The organism is Pseudomonas sp. B6002, assembly GCF_013385985.1.
Lineage (GTDB): Bacteria > Pseudomonadota > Gammaproteobacteria > Pseudomonadales > Pseudomonadaceae > Aquipseudomonas.
This window is the reverse complement of sequence record NZ_JACAOY010000014.1, coordinates 26,197-44,585: the sequence shown is the minus strand read 5'-3', so window position 1 is coordinate 44,585 and position 18,389 is coordinate 26,197. Positions and strand designations below refer to the sequence as shown.

General features: G+C 59.2%; 18 protein-coding genes. 8 read left to right on the top strand and 10 right to left on the bottom strand.

Annotated features, from left to right (window positions below; translation table 11 throughout):
• Positions 1-145 precede the first annotated feature (145 nt).
• Positions 146-562 (bottom strand): PaaI family thioesterase, encoded by a 417-nt coding sequence (locus tag HX792_RS19150; RefSeq protein WP_176997551.1) that lies wholly within the window; start codon positions 560-562, stop codon positions 146-148.
• Between the two features lie 157 nt (positions 563-719).
• Here HX792_RS19150 and HX792_RS19145 point away from each other — a divergent pair, with 157 nt between their 5' ends.
• On the top strand, positions 720-1,505 hold the full coding sequence (locus HX792_RS19145; RefSeq protein ID WP_176997550.1) for a DUF4349 domain-containing protein: 786 nt from the start codon (positions 720-722) through the stop codon (positions 1,503-1,505).
• On the opposite strand, the gene HX792_RS19140 is transcribed toward HX792_RS19145, so the two are convergent.
• Complete coding sequence (locus tag HX792_RS19140) at positions 1,506-2,591, bottom strand: DUF1615 domain-containing protein (RefSeq protein ID WP_176997549.1); 1,086 nt, start codon at positions 2,589-2,591, stop codon at positions 1,506-1,508.
• A 326-nt stretch (positions 2,592-2,917) separates the two neighbouring features.
• Here HX792_RS19140 and HX792_RS19135 point away from each other — a divergent pair, with 326 nt between their 5' ends.
• Genes HX792_RS19135 through HX792_RS19125 form a run of 3 tightly spaced genes read left to right on the top strand, consistent with a single transcriptional unit; the run spans position 2,918 to position 8,510 of the window.
• Entirely contained in the window at positions 2,918-7,711 is a 4,794-nt protein-coding gene (locus HX792_RS19135; RefSeq protein ID WP_176997727.1) for an RHS repeat-associated core domain-containing protein, read from the top strand.
• The gene (locus HX792_RS19130) at positions 7,711-8,124 is read left to right on the top strand and encodes a hypothetical protein (RefSeq protein ID WP_176997548.1); all 414 of its coding nucleotides are present in this window, start codon (positions 7,711-7,713) and stop codon (positions 8,122-8,124) included. The genes HX792_RS19135 and HX792_RS19130 overlap by 1 nt, the downstream gene beginning before the upstream one ends.
• A 29-nt stretch (positions 8,125-8,153) precedes the next feature.
• The gene (locus HX792_RS19125) at positions 8,154-8,510 is read left to right on the top strand and encodes a hypothetical protein (RefSeq protein ID WP_176997547.1); all 357 of its coding nucleotides are present in this window, start codon (positions 8,154-8,156) and stop codon (positions 8,508-8,510) included.
• Between the two features lie 111 nt (positions 8,511-8,621).
• Here the strand turns inward: HX792_RS19125 and hemB are convergent, their stop codons facing one another.
• The 3 genes from hemB to HX792_RS19110 all read right to left on the bottom strand — a co-directional run bounded on the left by hemB (position 8,622) and on the right by HX792_RS19110 (position 11,268).
• Entirely contained in the window at positions 8,622-9,596 is a 975-nt protein-coding gene (gene hemB / locus HX792_RS19120) for a porphobilinogen synthase (RefSeq protein WP_176997546.1), read from the bottom strand.
• 127 nt (positions 9,597-9,723) lie between these two features.
• Entirely contained in the window at positions 9,724-10,566 is an 843-nt protein-coding gene (locus HX792_RS19115; protein ID WP_176997545.1) for a PhzF family phenazine biosynthesis protein, read from the bottom strand.
• Positions 10,567-10,569: 3 nt separating this feature from the next.
• Positions 10,570-11,268: a glutathione S-transferase N-terminal domain-containing protein gene (locus HX792_RS19110; protein WP_176997544.1), complete on the bottom strand. Its 699-nt coding sequence runs from the start codon at positions 11,266-11,268 to the stop codon at positions 10,570-10,572.
• A gap of 228 nt (positions 11,269-11,496) precedes the next feature.
• Here HX792_RS19110 and HX792_RS19105 point away from each other — a divergent pair, with 228 nt between their 5' ends.
• On the top strand, positions 11,497-12,198 hold the full coding sequence (locus HX792_RS19105; protein ID WP_176997543.1) for a histidine phosphatase family protein: 702 nt from the start codon (positions 11,497-11,499) through the stop codon (positions 12,196-12,198).
• A gap of 52 nt (positions 12,199-12,250) precedes the next feature.
• Here the strand turns inward: HX792_RS19105 and HX792_RS19100 are convergent, their stop codons facing one another.
• Positions 12,251-13,003: a TerC family protein gene (locus tag HX792_RS19100; protein WP_176997542.1), complete on the bottom strand. Its 753-nt coding sequence runs from the start codon at positions 13,001-13,003 to the stop codon at positions 12,251-12,253.
• Between the two features lie 31 nt (positions 13,004-13,034).
• Positions 13,035-13,280, bottom strand: a complete 246-nt coding sequence (locus HX792_RS19095) for a hypothetical protein (protein ID WP_176997541.1) — start codon at positions 13,278-13,280, stop codon at positions 13,035-13,037.
• Between the two features lie 134 nt (positions 13,281-13,414).
• On the opposite strand from HX792_RS19095, the gene nhaR reads away from it, so the two are divergent.
• Positions 13,415-14,317: a transcriptional activator NhaR gene (gene nhaR / locus HX792_RS19090; protein WP_176997540.1), complete on the top strand. Its 903-nt coding sequence runs from the start codon at positions 13,415-13,417 to the stop codon at positions 14,315-14,317.
• Positions 14,318-14,321: 4 nt separating this feature from the next.
• Here nhaR and HX792_RS19085 read toward each other — a convergent pair whose 3' ends face one another.
• Entirely contained in the window at positions 14,322-15,479 is a 1,158-nt protein-coding gene (locus HX792_RS19085; RefSeq protein WP_176997539.1) for an MFS transporter, read from the bottom strand.
• A 158-nt stretch (positions 15,480-15,637) separates the two neighbouring features.
• Complete coding sequence (locus HX792_RS19080; protein WP_176997538.1) at positions 15,638-16,147, bottom strand: DUF1993 family protein; 510 nt, start codon at positions 16,145-16,147, stop codon at positions 15,638-15,640.
• A gap of 116 nt (positions 16,148-16,263) precedes the next feature.
• Here HX792_RS19080 and HX792_RS19075 point away from each other — a divergent pair, with 116 nt between their 5' ends.
• Positions 16,264-16,914: a YceH family protein gene (locus HX792_RS19075; protein ID WP_176997537.1), complete on the top strand. Its 651-nt coding sequence runs from the start codon at positions 16,264-16,266 to the stop codon at positions 16,912-16,914.
• A 119-nt stretch (positions 16,915-17,033) separates the two neighbouring features.
• Here HX792_RS19075 and HX792_RS19070 read toward each other — a convergent pair whose 3' ends face one another.
• A complete protein-coding gene (locus HX792_RS19070) occupies positions 17,034-17,852 on the bottom strand; it encodes a shikimate 5-dehydrogenase (RefSeq protein ID WP_176997536.1) in 819 nt (272 codons plus the stop codon).
• Between the two features lie 156 nt (positions 17,853-18,008).
• Between HX792_RS19070 and HX792_RS19065 the strand changes: the two genes are divergently transcribed.
• Positions 18,009-18,365, top strand: a complete 357-nt coding sequence (locus HX792_RS19065) for a hypothetical protein (protein WP_176997535.1) — start codon at positions 18,009-18,011, stop codon at positions 18,363-18,365.
• The last annotated feature ends 24 nt before the right edge of the window (positions 18,366-18,389 follow it).

Below are 18,389 nucleotides of genomic sequence, written 5' to 3'. Positions count from 1 at the left end.
GCCTTTTCTTTTTCTCGCCTCTCCTGAAAAAACACCGTCAACATGTGGGAGCTGGCTTGCCTGCGATAACGATATGCCCGTACCCATTGAATAACCTGACCCACCGCGATCGCCGGCAAGCCGGCTCCTACAAGGATCGTTGTTGTCAGTCGGTACGGGGCACGGCAAACACCGCGTTCGCACGCGCCACTACCTTCTCCCCGACCTGCAGGCTCACCGTGGCAAACGCCATCTGCCGCCCTCGCTTGTGATGCTCCAACCGCACCACAATCCACTCCCCCACTTGCACGGCCCCGAGGTAGTCCAGGGTCATGCTCGCCGTGATCAACGGCAGCGGCGGCTCACTGGAAAACGCCATCGCATAGCCCATGCCGACGTCCGCCAGGGTCGCCAGCACCCCACCGTGTACCGTGCCGCGTCCATTGGCATGGCGGTTATCGGCACGCAAGCCTATCTCCAAATGTAAACCCTCACCCCGGCAGTAGGCCGGGCCCAATAAATCGAGCAGTGGACTGCTGCGTGGCAACGAGACAAAACCTTCTGGCACAGTGTGAGCGATCATGGCGAGTTCTTCCTTGGAGTCAGGCTTGAGGTGTACGCCTGGCCACCTCCGTCGGCCATCACCATCAGCCGCGCAAATCCCCGTTGATGCTTTGCGTTAATGCGCCAGACCCGGTTTAATCGCCGTCAAATTTCCCAGCACCTCCCAAGGAACCGCAATGCGCCATCTGGACGGCAAACCAACCCCTTATCTCCTGTGCTTGCTGGCGGTGCTGACCCTTGCGGGCTGCTCCCCCAAAGACCACTCCCGCGCCCGGGTGATCAACGGCGAGCAAAGCCGGGCCGGTGCGCAATTGGCTTATGAACATGAGCTGACCCTCGCCCTGCCCGGCGCCCTGCTCGCGCCGCGCATGCAGGAAACTCGGGAGGCCTGTGAGACCGCGCGTTTCGGTGCCTGCAACATCCTGGGCATCACCGAGAACGGCAACGGTGGCGAGATCATCCTGCGCATCGCCCCTGCCGGGGTGGAGCCCATGGTTGCCATGGCTGCCGAGGGCGGAAAGCTCGGGCAGCGCACCACCACTGCCGAAGACCTGGCCGATGCCGTCGCTGATGTGCGTCGTCGCCGGGACCGCCTGCAGGCCCAACAGCAACGCCTGGATGAGCTGGCCAAGCGCAAGGACATCACCGTCAGCGACCTGATTGCCCTGAGCAAAGAACAAGCGGCCATCGAGAACGAACTGCAGGAACTGGCCCAGGTCGCCGCCGGCCAGCAACGCCGCCTCGACACCAACCGCGTGACCCTGAACTTCCGCTCCTCCGACGGTGCGAACCAGCCATCACGGTTCAGCCGAATGTTCAGCAACCTCGGCGACAACCTGGTCAACGGCACGGCAGATGCCCTGGAACGCTCCAGTTATGTGTTGCCGTTTGTGATCCTGGCGTTCCCGGTGGTGTGGCTCTGGGTGTGGTTGTGGCGCCGGTTTGTCAAACGCCGCACGTGATCAGCGTTTCATACAACGCTGGTACCGTTCATCCACCCGCTTGGCAAACCACGCCGTGGTCAGGTTACGGGTGATCTTGGGGCTCTTGAGCACGATGCCCGGCAGGATCGCCCGTGGCATCGGCTTGCCGGCAGCCTTGTCGGCCAGTGCAAACACACGCTTGTAGAGGGTGGTGTCTTCGAAATCCAAGCTCTCACCCTCCTCAAGCTGGCTGCGGATGCTGGGGTTGCGCATATCCAGCTTTGCCCCCAGAGAGCGCACCGCCAGCTCGGTGGTGCCCGGTAGCAATGAACCGTAGCGAATCAGATCACCATCCAACGCCAACTCGGTACCCGTCACTCGGCTGACCGCAGCCTGGAACGCGGCATTGCGGCTGGCGTACCAGCCGGCGTTGAAATCGGCAAAACGGTACAGCGGCTGGTCGTAGTTGACCGGGTAGCCCAGCAAGTGCGCGATACCGAAATACATCCCACCACGGCGGGTGAAGACTTCGCGTCGGAGGGTGCCATCCACCGTGTAGGGATAACCCCGGGCCTGCTTCTGCGCAAAGTCGATGCTGACCTGCATGGGGCCTGCGGTGTGCACCGGGTTGAAGCCGCCAAACAGGGTGTTGCCCAACGGCACCATGCTGATGAAGTCATCGAAAATGCCGCTCAGGTCCTTCTCGGTGCGCGCGGCGCTCAGGCGGTCGGCGTAGGTTTTCCCGGTGGGCGAGCGCAGTTGCAGCGCGCTGCGGACGACAAACGCCGGTACGTGGACTTTCCCCGCACGCCGCAGGATTTCATCCTGGGCGATCTCGCCCATGTTCGGCACGGGCGGGTCGACCTGATAAGTGGACTCCTGCTCGGTCACCGCCAGCACGGCACAGATATTCTCGGTACTCGGGTAAATTTTCTGGGTATCGAAGGCGGTGTAGATGTCCTGGGCCCAGCCGTTGCGGTCGGCCACCGTCGCCGGCAGCAGGCGCACGATTTGCGCCTTCACCTCGGTTTCGCTGCGCGCCGGCTGCTGCGGGTTGCGTGTTGTGGAGCAACCGGCCAGCACCAGCAAAGCGGCAAGGCACAGGATCAGGCGGCTTGGGAACATAGGGCTTCCTTGAAAGGCGACAGGCCGGGTATTGCAGATATCGACCGGTAAGTCTAACCGGCGTTCGCCGGGTTGCTGGGCTTTCGAGTCTTTTCCAAAAATGACAGGCTCCTCCCCCGCTCAAGTAGCACGCAAACGGCTGAAGTGTCCCACGTGATGACGGGACAAGCTCTACAGATATCGCCCAAAAACCACTGCAAAGTCTTCCGCCTGAATACACAGTGCGAGGGATTGCAGATGGCGTTATTTATTAAGCCCCCATTTCATGGGGCATGCTCTTGATCGCCCTTACCAGCCAAACCATTGGCTTTCTGGTATTGACGGCCATGGATTCAAAGACGCGCGACGTCGAATCCGTTATCAGCGACTTCAAGCGCTGCCTGAATGCCTACGACGCCTGGGCCGAGAGTTTTTTCAGCTTTTCCGCCCTGGATATCGAGCAGGTCTTCAAAGTCGGTGATGAAGTAGCGCTTGTTGCGCCGATCAACCGCTCCATCCTGCCCAGCAGCACCACCGTAACCTGCCAGGCGAACGGCACGCTGACCCTGGTGCACATGTTCCAGAGCTCACGGTTCGTGCCCATTGGCAATACGCCGGTGGTGCTGCAACGCATCGACCCAGACGGTGGCCCGCTGGGCGACCCCATCCATAAAACCATCGGGCCCAGCGGCATACTCGAAGTCAGAGAGTGCGACCGTAACCAGCAATACCGGGTCAACTTCTACCCTAATGTTTCCGCCACACATTTCAAGGCGCTGTATGCCTCTTATCAAGCGGTCATCACCCCCCTGGAAGGCTGGCTGCGCAAGGAATGGCGCGACACCTTCGAGCCGCTTTGGAGGGACTACTCCGAAGCCAACTTTCTCAATCGCTACCTCTCGCTTTATCAAGCCTATGTCCGCGGATTCAACGAGGCGCTGTACTCGCTCTGGGACAACCTGAAACAAGTGCTCCAATGGCTGTCAGCTCCGCTGGTCCATGCCGAACAACTGCTGCATTACCTGTCCCAGGTTGAGTTTGAAAACCTGTTAAAGCTCGACACCGACGCCATCGCAAAGGGTTTGCTGGTACTCAGCGATGAACCGCTGCTGTTTATCTACTTGGCCGCAATGGTCAGTTGGATGCGGATGTTGCCACCTCCGTACATGAACGAATTGCTGGGTGAAATCAGCTTTGAAGTGCTGATCAACCTGGTGCTTATGCTCGCTACGGCCGGAATGGGCACAGCGATCCGCTTGAGTTCGAAGGTGCTGGCGGGCGTCAAGTCGAAAGCTGCCCGCACTTGGCTGAACCACATGGCCAAGCAATTCGGAAAAGCTCGGGTAGATGACCATCTCGAGATGGGCAAACCGATATGGCTGGGTGGGACTGGAACGCCGATCAAGATGATCCCCGATGTGCCGTTGAAGGCCGGGGGCAATCTGGTTTCAAACCCCGTCCCGGTGGTGCGCGAAAAGGCACAACGCACGGTGTTGGTCAGGCAGGAACAGGTCGATGACGTGCCGGCGTCGGGGAAAAACCAGAACGGCGATGCGGCGACCTGCTCGGCGACTACGTGTACTAACGGTTGTCCGGTGTCGATGGTCACCGGCGAGGAGTTGCTCACCCTTACCGACGGCACGCTCGATGGGATATTGCCGTTCGAGTGGACGCGGCTGTATCGCACCAGCGCGGTGGAAGTGGATTGCGGGTTGGGGTTTGGTTGGAGCCATGCGCTGGCGCATCGGCTGGAAGTTTCTGGTGATTCGGTGGTGTGGACGGATCATGAGAACCGCTCGACTGAGTTTCCACTGCCCACTGCCGCTCGCCCCGCGATCACCAACAGCTTGGCCGAAGCGGCGATTTATCTGGGGGCCTTGCCCGATGAATTAGTGCTGGCGCAAGGCTCGCGTTTCTACCATTTCGTTAATGGTTTTCTGACGGCGATCAGCGATGCGTATGACAACCGGCTGCGTATCTCCCGAGATTTCAGGGGGCGTATTGAGCGGGTGGATAACGGCGTCGGGCGGTCGCTGTTTTTGCGCTACTCGTCTGGCCGCATCGTTGGCGTGGACTACCAGATTCACCGGGCTGAAGGGCCGGGTGAGTTTGTCTGGGTTACCGAGTACACCGTCGTTTCCTACGCCTATGACAACCTTGGCCGGATTGTTAGCGCGACCAATGCTGTCGGTGAAAGTGAGGTTTATCGCTACGACGATCAGCACGTCATTCTCGAACGCCAGTTGGCCGGTGGGGCGAGTTTCTACTGGGAGTGGGAAAGATCTGGCAAGGCCGCGCGCTGCGTCCGGCACTGGGCCAGCTTTTCGCAGATGGACACGCGCTATGCCTGGGATGACAACGGCCAGGTCACGGTGTTTAACGCCGATGGAAGCCAGGAAGTCTATGTGCATGACGAGCGTGCGCGGCTGGTGCAGCGTGTTGATCCGGACGGCGCCGAGCACTTCAAATCCTACGACGACAAAGGCCGGCTGACGGTTGAGCAGGATCCGCTGGGCGCGATCACGGCCTATCAGTACGACGACGCTGGACGCTTGGTGGCGTTGTTTCCGGGGGACGATGAGCCGACGTCCTACGAGCATGACAATGGGTTCGTACGGGTTGTAAGGCGCGGTCAGGCTGTCTGGAAATATGAGCGTAATGACAGGGGCGATATCACCCGCAGGATTGATCCTGAGGGCCACAGCACCGACTACAGCTACAACAAATATGGGCAACTGACGGGGGTTTGGTTCCCGGATAACAGTTGTCAGCGGCTGGTGTGGAATGAGCGGGGGCAGTTGCTTGAGGAGCATCTGCCGGAGGGTGGGATCAAGCGGTATCGCTATGACGACCTTGGCCGGCAGGTGGCGCGGGAGGATGAGCATGGCGCGCTGACCCAGTACCAGTGGGACAGCGTGGGGCGACTGGTTCGGGTGGTGTTGCCGGGGGGTGCAGCGCGGGAATACAGCTACAACCCTTATGGAAAAATCACGTCTGAGCGGGATGAGTTAGGCCGCGTTACCCGCTACGAGTATGCCGATGGGCTGCACCTGATCAGTCGGCGCATCAATGCGGATGGCACCCAGGTCAAGTATCGCTACGACAATGCGCGGTTATTGCTGACTGAGATCGAAAACGAGGTTGGCGAGACCTACAAACTCGATTACCACCTAAACGGCTTGATCCAGCAGGAAGTTGGGTTCGATGGACAGCGCACGGCCTACGTCTACGACCTCAACGGCAATCTGCAGGAAAAGACCGAACACGGCGACGACGGCAGTCAGTTGGTTACTAAATACCAGCGCGATCCTGCCGGGCGCCTCGTAAGAAAAACCCTCCCCGACGGCAAAACCGTCGACTACACCTACGACCGCCAAGGCAACCTCCTCGGTGTCGAGGACGGTCACTGGGCTTTAGCCTACGAGTACGACAGCCAAAACCGCCTCACCGCCGAACACCAGGGCTGGGGCACCTTGCGCTACGGCTACGACGCCTGCGGCCAGTTGCAAAACTTGCGACTGCCCGACAACAACCGTCTTGTTTTTAATCACGCCAAAGGCGGCCACCTCGCCACCGTCGAACTCAATGGCGAAATCCTCACCTCGCACCTGTTCAAAGCCGGCCAGGAACACCAACGCCAACAAGGCCAGCTCCTTAGCCACTACCACTACGACGACCAACAACGCCTGCACGCTCACACCATCACCCAGCAGGAACACCATCTCTACGCACGCCACTATACCTACGACAAATCCGGCAACCTCACCCGCCTGCTCGACACCCGCAAGGGCCAGCACGATTACACCTACGACCCACTGAATCGCCTCACCCGCGCCGACCACTCCCAGGACCTGCAAGAACGCTTCGCCCACGACCCGGCCGGCAACCTGCTCATGCAAAACCGCCCCGGCCCGGACATCGTCGCGGGTAATCGGCTGATGATCCAAGGAGACCGGCATTACGACTATGACGCGTTCGGCAATCTGATCCGTGAGCGGCGTGGCAAAGGTCACCTGCTCGTCACCGAGTACCGTTACGACTGTCAGCATCGGCTGATCGGTATCACCCAACCCAACGGGCAGACGGCCAGTTACCGTTACGATCCGTTTGGGCGGCGGATCAGCAAAACCGTTGATGACATAACCACGGAGTTTTTCTGGCAGGGCGACAAGCTGATTGCCGAGCATCACAAAGACCGCCATCGCAGCTACCTCTACGAACCCGGTAGCTTCAGGCCCTTGGCTTTACTGGAAGGCTTTGGCCCCAAACAAACCAAGCCCTACCACTACCAACTCGACCACCTGGGCACCCCACAAGAACTCACCGCCCCCAACGGCGAAATCGTTTGGTCCGCCCATTACCGCGCCTACGGCGAAATCAGCCGCCTGGACGTCGGAAAAATCGACAACCCGCTGCGCTTCCAGGGCCAGTACTTCGATCAGGAAAGCGGGCTGCACTACAACCGGCATCGCTACTACAATCCGGATATTGGTCGCTACCTGACTCCGGACCCGGTGAAGCTGGCGGGTGGGATCAATGCGTACCGGTACGTGCCCAATCCTACGGGATGGGTGGATCCGTTGGGTTTAAGCACATGTCCTGGAGGAGATGGCTGCAAGCCAAGCACCACAAATCACCCCCCCACGGAAAGTGTTAATCACGGAGAACCTGCGCTACCGCAACTGACGCGTGCGCAGCGACAGGCAAGAATTGATGAGCTTGCGGAAGCAAATGCTCACCGGCGGTTAGCAGAACTTGAGGCGTCAAACCCCCGAGCACACTTCTTGGAAAAGCACGGAACCCAAACGTCGTTAGCGTCGCAGCTTGAGAGAGTACAGACCGCTAAAAATCCCACGACCGGAGAAATAGAGAGATATGTAAGTGGCCCGCACATAGGAGAGCCTCGGCCACCTAGTGCAGCTACACATTTTCTAAGCCACCGGGATCAACTCAATGCTATTTACCGCGCACAGCTAATCTTCAAACAGATAAACTTGACGGCGTCCCAAAAACCGATGGACATGGGAAAAGTAATAGCTGAGGGATACAAGAGAGAAAACTATGAATATGGAAAAACAGCAAAAGCTAGAGTCTTTTTAACAGAAGACGGACAGCCTATAACCGCATACGGAGATCTTTAATGAAATTTAAACCAAGCCTGTCCATAATCCAAGGCCTCCTATTTACTTACTGCACAGAAAATCTGCACGACCCGGTAAAAGAAGCGCTCATTACTTCAATAAACGTTAACAACGAACAAGAACTTAAAGAGCTTTTTGAAAAACTAACCAAGCCTGAATTCATGAAATACAAACACGAAGAAAGGCATTGGCACATCGAAACGCTCGAACACTTTCTGGCAACAGAGGAAAATTTCGAATCGGTGTTCCATCTATTCGATACACACTTCAACGATGAAATTTTAGAAAAAAGAAAATTTATGAAAACCTTGCTTGAATCGCTTTTAACATATGACAAAGAAGCAACCACCATCGATTCCATACGAAAAAAAAACATAAGTATCCTTTCATGCTTTCGGGCAAGGAGACAGTGAGCTTTTTCAGATAACAGGGAGCCAGGAACATGAAGATCGCCCCAAGTATGTCAATAATCCGTGGTCTACTCTTCACATATGACATAGAAAATACAGACGACTTAGAAAGGGAGCGATTAATCTCCTCAAAAAACGTAAACGACGAAAAAGAACTTACTGAGCTTTTCGATGAGCTGACGAAGCCGGAATTTCTATTATACACAGAGCCCGATCAAGAATGGTTCATCGGCTCAATCGAACACTTCCTGTCAGCTGACAATACCTTCGATGCAGTTTTCAAAACGATGACGACGTATTTCAGCGAGCCTGTAATTGACCAGAAAAAGTTCATACAAACTCTTCTGAGTCGACTAAGAATTTACAAGTGCTTATCAGCAAAAAACTGACCGTAGAGAGCGAGTTTGCTCCCGACGGCGATGCATCAGCCAACATCCCCAGTGACTGATATACCACTATCGGGGGCAAGCCCCCTCCCACATCTGGAATTGCCGTGAGTGTTAGATCCCCGCCAACGCCAAATCCATCGCAAAATACGTAAAAATCAAATCCGCCCCCGCGCGCTTGATCGATCCCAACGTCTCGCGCACCACCCGCGCCTCGTCAATCGCGCCCGCCTGGGCGCCGAACTTGATCATCGCGTACTCGCCGCTCACCTGGTACGCCGCCACCGGCAGGTGTGAGGCTTCGCGGATGTCGCGGATGATGTCGAGGTAGGCGCCGGCCGGCTTGACCATCAGTGCGTCCGCGCCTTCCTGTTCGTCCAGCAGCGATTCGCGCACGGCTTCGCGGCGGTTCATCGGGTTCATCTGGTAGCTTTTGCGATCGCCCTTGAGGGCGCTGCCGCCAGCTTCGCGGAACGGGCCGTAGAGGGCCGAGGCGAATTTGGTGGAGTAGGCCATTATCGGGATGTGGGTGAAGCCGGCGTCATCCAGTGCGCGGCGGATCGCCTGGACCTGGCCGTCCATGGCGGCGGACGGTGCGATGACATCGGCACCGGCGCGAGCGGCCGCCACGGCTTGTTTGCCGAGGTTGACCAGGGTTGCATCGTTGTCGACGTGGACGCCGTGCATCACGCCACAATGGCCGTGGTCGGTGTATTCGCAGAAGCAGGTGTCGGACATCACGACCATTTCCGGTACGGCGTCCTTGATGATCGAGGACATGCGTGAGACCAGGCCGCGTTCTTTCCAGGTGTCGCTGCCGCTGGCGTCCAGGTGGTGGGACACGCCGAAGGTCATGACCGACTTGATGCCGGCACGGGCATAACGCTCGATTTCGGCGGCGAGTTTTTTCTCAGGGATGCGCTGCACGCCCGGCATGCTGGTGATCGGTACGAAGTCGTCGATTTCTTCTTCGACGAAGATCGGCAGCACCAGGTCGTTCAGGGTGAACTCGGTTTCCTGGAACAAGCCACGCAGCTCCGGGGAGCGGCGCAGGCGGCGTGGGCGGGCTTGGGGGAACTGGCTGGTCATGGCTTTCCTGGCTTCCAAAACGGTAAAGGCATACATATTTGGGGCGAAAGCTTATGCCCCTAGGCCCCCACGGCACAAACGCGCGGGGACCAACAGTGTATTGCGAGGCCTGTAACAATGTATTGATCTAGAGCTGCAGGCGCCCGTCGATGCACACCGCAACCGCACCGCCCACCCATATTTCAGGGCCGTGGCGCTCGATGCGAATGCGCCCCGCCCGCCCCATTGCCGTGCCCTGGCTGACGACATAGCGCTCAGGCGCCAGGCCCTCCCCCAGCAGCCATTGGGCAACGCCCGCGTTCAGGCTGCCGGTGGCCGGGTCTTCCTGGGCGCCGTCACCGGCAATAAAGGCGCGCACTTCGAATTGCGCATCCACGGCATCGCGCACAGGGTCGCAGGCGGCGATCACGCCCACTGCCAGGCCCAGCAGTTGCGAGTAGTCTGGCTGTAAACCCAGCACCTGCTCGCGATCAGCCAGCATCAGCGCCAGCCAACCCGCGCCATTGTCGACCCACTGGCTGCGCAGGATCACTTCGGGCGCCAAACCCAACCCCAGGCGTACGCGCTCCAGCAACGGCGCCTCCACCGCGCCGGAACGTATCAGCGGCGGCGTGATAAAGGCCAGTTCATCCCCTTGGCGGCGGATACGCACCAGGCCGATTTCGCATTCCTGGATGATCTCTTCACCTTTGGGGATGCCCCCCGCCTGCAGCCACGCGTGGCAACTGCCCAGTGTGGGGTGGCCGGCGAACGGCAGCTCCTTGAGGGTGGTGAAAATTCTCACCCGGTAGTCGGCCTTCGGGTCACGCGGGGTCAGCAAAAACGTGGTTTCGCTGAGGTTGGTCCACTTGGCGAAATCGGCCATCTGTTGGTCAGTGAGGCTGTCGGCCCCCAGTACCACCGCCAGCGGGTTGCCCTTGAGCGCGACGCGGCTAAAGACATCCAGCTGCTTGAAATCGAAGGTCGGCATGCGTCAACTCGGAATGTTCAGGCCACGGATCACGGCCGGGCGTGCGACAAAACCGTCCAGCGCACGCAGCACGTTGGGGAAATCAGCGATGCCCACCAAGTCGCCAGACTCATAGAAGCCGATCAGGTTGCGGATCCACGGGAAGGTGGCAATGTCGGCGATGCTGTAGTCATCACCCATGATCCAGGTGCGGCCCAGCAGGCGTTTTTCCAGCACATCCAGCAGGCGTCGGGATTCGGCGGCGTAGCGGTCGCGGGGGCGCTTGTCTTCGTAGGCCTTGCCGGCGAATTTGTTGAAAAAGCCCAATTGGCCAAACATCGGGCCGATACCGCCCATCTGGAACATCAGCCACTGGAGGGTTTCGTAGCGGGTGGCCGGGTCTTCGGACAGCAGTTGGCTGGTTTTTTCCGCCAGGTAAATCAGGATCGCGCCGGACTCGAACAGCGCCAACGGCTGCCCGCTCGGGCCATTGGGGTCGATGATCGCCGGGATCTTGTTGTTGGGGTTCAGGGACAGGAACTCGGGTGACAGTTGGTCCTGGGTCTCGAAACTGACTTTGTGCGCTTCATAGGGCAGGCCCAGTTCCTCGAGCATGATCGACACCTTGACGCCGTTGGGCGTGGGCAACGAATACAGCTGCAAACGTTCTGGGTGCTGGGCCGGCCATTTGCTGTTGATCGGGAAAGCGGCGAGTGCGTTCATCGGGAAATCCCTGGGCAGAAAGCCCCCATGATAGTCACCTGAGCGCCACTGTGCATGGGTCATCAATGCGCAACATACCCACGCTAATCTGCGGCGCAGGCGAACCAAAGCGTCAATGCGGACTCATACGTGCGCCCACACGGTGAAAGGAGACACCTCGTACAACGACAAGGAAAACCACAGCGGGCCCATCCGCCTTAATCCGAAGCACGAAGACTCGAACCTACAATGACAATCAAGCCTCTGTGCCTTGCGCAACGCCTCAAACGCTATACCTACATCTTGCCGTCGCTGCTGTTGCTGGGCGGCGCCATCGGGCTGACGCTCGAATCCCCGTTGAGCAAGGCCGAACAGGTGGACGGCGTGCAAACCCTGGTTTTCCTGCGCCACGGTGAAAAACCCAGCGGCGGCCTCGGCCAGCTCAACTGCCAGGGCCTGAACCGCGCGATGAACCTGGCCACCGTATTGCCGGAAAAATTCGGCAAGGCCAATTTCGTGTTTGCCGCCAACCCGACGCGCAATGTCGAGGAAGGCGAGAAGGACAATTCATACAGCTATATTCGCCCCCTGATGACCATCAGCCCCAGCGCCATCAAGCTGGGCCTGCCGGTGAACATCAAGTTCTCGGCAAATGACACCAGTGCCCTGGCCGACGAACTGGTGGAAGACAAGTATCACAACGCGATCATTTACACCGCCTGGTCACACGGCTACCTGCCGGAGCTGATCAACAAGGTGGCCAGTGAAGCCTCGGGCGAAAAGCACACGATTACCCAGGATTGGTCGGGCAGCGACTACGATACGCTGTACGTACTGACATTGACCTGGCACAACGGCAAGGCTTCGCTGCTGAGCCGTAACTACAAGCAAGGCCTGGACAACGGCGGCCAGAATTGCCCTGAACCCACCCAGGTCAGCGCCGAATTGTAATGGGCCGCACACTGAAAACGCCGCATTCTGACCAGCAGAATGCGGCGTTTTTTTATTGGCGGGCGGCGAGCAAGCGCTTGTGGCGGTTGCGTCGTGCGATGTTCAGGCACTCGATCACGGCGGAGAACGCCATGGCGGCATACACGTAGCCTTTTGGCACATGGGCGCCGAAGCCTTCGGCGATCAGCGTCATACCGATCATGATCAAAAAGCCCAGGGCCAGCATGACCACGGTCGGGTTGTCGTTGATGAACTTGGCCAACGGCTCGGCCGCCACCAGCATCACGATCACCGACGTCACCACGGCAATGATCATGATCGGCAAGTGTTCGGTCATGCCAACAGCCGTGATGATGCTGTCGATGGAGAACACCAGGTCGAGCAACAGGATCTGCCCGATGGCCGCAGCAAAGCCGATCGCCACGACGTTGCCAGCACTGGTTTCTTTCTCTTCCGGCTCCGGGTCCATGCTGTGATGGATTTCGGTGGTCGCCTTCCACACCAGGAACAGGCCACCGGCGATCAGGATCATGTCTTTCCACGAAAACGCCTGGCCGAAGATCTCGAACACCGGCGCCGTCAGTTGCACGATGAACGCGATGGTACTCAACAGGCCCAGGCGCAAGACCAACGCCATGCTGATACCGATGCGCCGGGCCTTGGCCCGATGCTTCTCTGGCAATTTGTTGGTGAGGATCGAGATAAAGATCAGGTTATCGATGCCCAGCACGATTTCCATGACGATCAAGGTCGCCAGTGCAACCCAGGCGGTGGGGCTGGCGGCCAGTTGTAAAAGGTAGTCCATAGGTCAGTCCTGACGTGGTAATGCTGGGGAATTAGGTTTCTTTGGTGTCGGAAGCGTCTTCGGCTTCTTTTTCCGGCTTCTCAGGCTTGATCAGCCCCTGGGTTGCTTCACTCAACGCCTGCTCGGCAGCCTTGTGGGTGTCGTCGATCGCTTGCCTGGCCGATTCGGTCGCCTTGCCCAGCACTTGCTGGGCGCTCTTCTCAACCTGATCGCAGCCACTGACCACTACCAATGAAAGCGCAAGCAACGACGCGGCGCCCAGGGAATTGAGTTTCATGATGTATTCCTCGTTAGAACCATTGGGTCCAAGTAGTGGCCCCTCGATAGCGAGGCATTCTATGCAGGCGGACACTTCAGGAAAATTCGTATTTTTCTCGCGTATACTTCGGTTTTCACGAAGTGATTGCCATCGTGCTCAATTACCGACAACTGCATTACTTCTGGGTCGTGGCCAAGACCGGCAGCATCGTGCGCGCCTGTGAGCAACTGAACCTCACGCCCCAGACCATCAGCGGGCAGATCAGCCTGCTCGAGCAAACCTTTGGCGTTGCATTGTTCCAACGTGTCGGCCGCCAGCTTGAACTGACCGAGGCCGGGCGCCAGGCCCTGCCCTACGCAGAGCAAATGTTCCAGACCGGCAACGAGCTGGAGGCGATGTTGCGCGCCCAGCCCAATGAACAGCAGATCCTGTTTCGCGTCGGCGTGGCGGATGTGGTGCCCAAATCCATCGTCTACCGGCTGATCGCCCCGACCATGGAGCTCAGTGAACCGATCCGCATCACCTGTCGTGAGGACAAACTGGAACGCTTGTTGGCCGACCTGGCGATCCAGCGCCTGGACCTGGTGATTTCCGACAGCCCCATGCCCTCTCACTTGGACATCAAGGGTTACAGCCAGAAACTCGGGGAATGCGGCATCAGCTTTTTCGCCACCCAGGCGTTGGCTGACCGGTACGGCGGCGATTTCCCACACTGTCTGCAGGGTGCGCCGCTGTTGATTCCTGGCGCAGAGACGGTAGTGCGCAGCCGTTTGCAGCGCTGGTTTGCAGAGCAGCAGATCCAGCCGAAGATCATCGGTGAATTCGACGACAGCGCGTTGATGCAGGCTTTCGGCCAATCCGGCAGCGGGATATTCATCGCCCCCAGCGTGATTGCCGATGAGGTAGTGCGCCAATACGGCGTGGCGCTGATTGGCCAGACCGACGCGGTGACCGAGTCGTTCTACGCGATCTCGGTGGAGCGCAAGGTCAAGCACCCCGGCATCGTGGCGATTACCGAAGGCGCTCGACGGGAGTTGTTTACCGCCCTGCCCTGACTATTCAGGCGCCCGCGGTGTCTGGTTGCCTGGCGGTCATCAGCCACAGGGCCAGCAGGATCGATACGAAGATAAACCCGGACGCCGCAAACCCCAGGCTACCCAGGCCCAGGTTGTCGATCACATGCCCGCCAACCATGGCGCCCAAGCCAATCCCCAGGTTGCCCCCGGCAATGTTCAACGACGCGGCAAACGCTGGCGCATGGGGTGCTGCCTTCATCAGACGCACGTGGCTGACCAGAAACATCGCGGCCTGGGTCACGCCCCACACCGCCATCGCAGCGGCCAGACCAAGGGTGGAGTGAATCGCGGGCACCAGCGCCACCATACCGGCAATCATGAACGCGCAGAACACCATCGACGCAATCAGAGGGTGGCGATCCACCGCACGGCCGCCCAACGCATTGCCGATCAGCCCGACGGCGCCGAAGCCCATCAGGCACCAGCCCACCAGCGTGCCGTCGAACCCGGCCAGGCGCTCGAGGATGTCCGCCAGGTAGGTATAGGCGGTGAACATGCCGCAGAACACCAGGATCGACAGCAGGATATGCCCCTGCATCAGCGGGCTGCGCAGGATCTTGAACTGCGCGCGCAAGGTCACTTGGTCGTTCTTCGGCTTCGTCACCGGCAGGTAGATGAACAGCAGCAAGGCCTTGGCCAAGGCCACCACGGCGAGGATCGCAAACGCTGTGCGCCAGCCGAACATGTCGGAAATCAGCGTGCCCACGGGAATCCCGAACACCGTGGCGCAGACAATGCCAAAACCGATCTTCTCGATGGCACGCCCGGCGTATTCGGGGCCGACGATGTCCACCGCCGTTTCACTGGCCAAGGCCCAGAACACTGGCAACCCCAGGGCCGGGATCAACCGCGCCAATGCCATTACCCAGATATTCGGCGCCAGCGCCGCCACGGTATTGGCTATGCCAAACAGGACCAGGATGACGATAAACAGTCGCTTGCGCTGGAATCGCGCGAAATACGCCGTGAGAAACGGGCCGAATGCCGCGACGGTAAACGCGAATAACGTCACCAGCAGCCCCGCCTGGGGCACGCTGACGTTCAGGTCCCGCGCAATAGAGGGCAGCAGGCCGACAATCACAAACTCTGTGGTCAGCACGGTAAAACCGGCAGCCGACAACAGCAGGATAGGGAACAACATGAAAACTCCAGAAACGACAACATCAACGACAACCCGAGGGTTCGCTGAAAGATAGAGTGATAAAGGGATGTCGAATCTTAACAGAGTGTGTCGAATGCAGCCCATGAAAAAGCCCGGTGGTGCCTGCTGGCACACACCGGGCTTCGACGCATCAAGGCTTAGAACGCGCCCATGTAGTCGCGTTTGCCCACTTCCACACCGTTGTGACGCAGCAAGGCGTACGCGGTGGTGACGTGGAAGAAGAACTGCGGCAGGCCGTAGGTCAGCAGGTAGGACTGGCCGCTGAAGCGCTTCTCTTTAGGAGTGCCTGGGCGGGTGATGATTTCGATGCCTTCCTTGCCGTCGATTTGCTCAGGCTGGATAGTGTCGACAAACGACAGCACCTTGGCGATCAGCGCCTGCAGGTCGGCGAAGGTCACTTCGCTGTCATCGTATTTAGGCACTTCGATCTCGGCCAGGCGCGCCGAAACGCCCTTGGCGAAGTCGACGGCGATCTGTACCTGGCGCACCAGCTGGAACATGTCCGGGAACAGACGCGCTTGCAGCAGGGCATTGGGCTCGATGTTCTTGGCAGTGGCGTGGGCTTCAGCTTTGGTCAACACACCGCTCAGGGCGGTGAGCATTTGCTTGAAGACCGGAATGGAAGCGGCGTACAGGGAAATAGTCATGGCAGTCTCATGGGTGATGGCACGGTTTGAACAGGCGACGATTATAGACCGGCCCGTCGCTTGTCTTTTATTTTTTCCGGCTTACGCTAGGCACTTCACTGCATAGGGAAAGCGCGATGACCGCCGAGCACGACACCGACACCCCTGAGCCGCGCCTGAACAGCACGGAAATCCGCATCCTGGGCTGCCTGATCGAGAAACAGGCGACCAACCCGGAAACCTACCCCCTGACCCTCAACGCCCTGGTGCTGGCCTGCAACCAGAAAACCAGCCGCGAGCCCGTGACCAACCTCAGCCAGGGCCAGGTCGGCCAGAGCCTGCGGGCGCTGGAAGGCCAGGGATTTACCCGCTTGGTAATGGGCAGCCGTGCCGATCGCTGGGAGCATCGCGTGGACAAGGCGCTGGAACTGGTGCCGGCCCAGGTGATCCTGATCGGGCTGCTGTTCCTGCGCGGGCCGCAAACCGTCAACGAGCTGCTGACCCGCAGCGGGCGCATGCATGACTTTGAAGATGCCGAGCAGGTGGTGCACCAGCTTGAGCGCTTGATTGCACGCGGGCTGGCGCTGCTGGTGCCGCGTCAGGCCGGGCAGCGGGAAGATCGCTACACCCATGCGCTGGGGGATCCGGCGGATATCGAGGCGATACTGTCTGCACGGGGGAATCCGGTGGAGCGTGGGACGGGGGGTGTTTCGGTCGAGCGCATCGAAGAGCTGGAAGCGCGGATTGCAGCGCTGGAAGAGCGCCTGGCCCAGCTGGAACAGGCCTGACACAGTACAAAATGTAGGAGCTGGCTTGCCTGCGATAGCGGTGTTTCAGTCACAGATAGTTAACCTGTTATATCGCTATCGCAGGCAAGCCAGCTCCCACAGGGGCTCTCCAGTGCCCGTTAACCTCGGGCAAAATCCACTGCCGCCTGGAACTGCTCCTGCGTCGGCCGCACCCCGGTATAGAGCACGAACTGCTCCAACGCCTGGATAGCAACCACCTCCAACCCAGTGATCACCCGCTTACCCTGGGCACGACCGCGCACGATCAACGGCGTTTCGGCGGGGATCGCCACCACATCAAACACAGTCTCTGCACGCTCAATCGCATCAGCCTCAAACGCCAGCGCGTCCGCCTCGGGCCCGCCGGTCATGCCGATCGGCGTGACGTTGATCAGCATCTGCGGACGCAACTCGCCGAGTTCGGCCTGCCACTCATACTCCAGGTTCTGCGCCAGCGCGCGGCCCGCCACTTCGTTGCGCGCCACGATCACGCCATTGGCATACCCGCCGTCCCGCAAGGCACTGGCCACGGCTTTGGCCATGCCACCGCTGCCGCGCAGGGCGAACGTCGATGCCTTGGGCACTGCGTGCTTCTTCAGCAGTTGCTCGATGGCGATGTAGTCGGTGTTGTAGGCCTTGAGGTGGCCGTCGGTGTTGACGATGGTGTTCAGGGAGTCGATGGCCTGGACCGACTCATCCAGTTCGTCCACCAGGGCAATGGCCGCTTCCTTGAACGGCATCGAAACCCCGCAACCACGCACACCCAGCGCCCGGATACCGCCGATCGCGCCGAGCAAATCCCGGCTGCTGAACGCTTTATAGTAGAAGTTCAGACCCAGCTGTTCGTACAGGTGGTTATGGAAACGCAAGCCAAAATTCCCGGGACGCGCCGACAATGACATGCACAGTTGGGTGTCTTTGTTGGGGTGCATCTGCATGAATAACTCCTTTGAGTAAGCAAACCGGTACAGACCTTACACAACCTTTACCTATCGGCCGTGCTGTTTTTCAGAAATACGTTGTCTTAAAAGTATCCCCGCGACATTACTTGAGTCTATTGATTGCAGACCACAAGCGCAGGGGCTAACCGAGGAATGACCATGATTCGTAAAATCCCCAAGATCGCCTTGCTTATCGGCGCACTCGCTATGGCAGGCCAAGCCTCCGCCCACGGTGGTGGCTGGGGTGGCCCGGCCATATTGGGTGGTTTGATCGGCGCAGCCGTTGTCGGCTCCGTGGTGGCCAGCCAGTCCCAGCCGGTCTACGTGCAGCAACAACCCGTGTATGTGCAGCCGCAACCGGTTTATGCCGCGCCGCCACCGGTCTACTACGCACCGCCACCACCGGTGTATGTGCAGCAACAGGTTTACTACCGCCCGGCGCCGGTCTACTACGGCCCACCGCGCGGTTATTACGGCCCTCCCCACGGCTACTATGGCCGCGGCTGGTAATACGTGAGTTGACACGACAGGAAC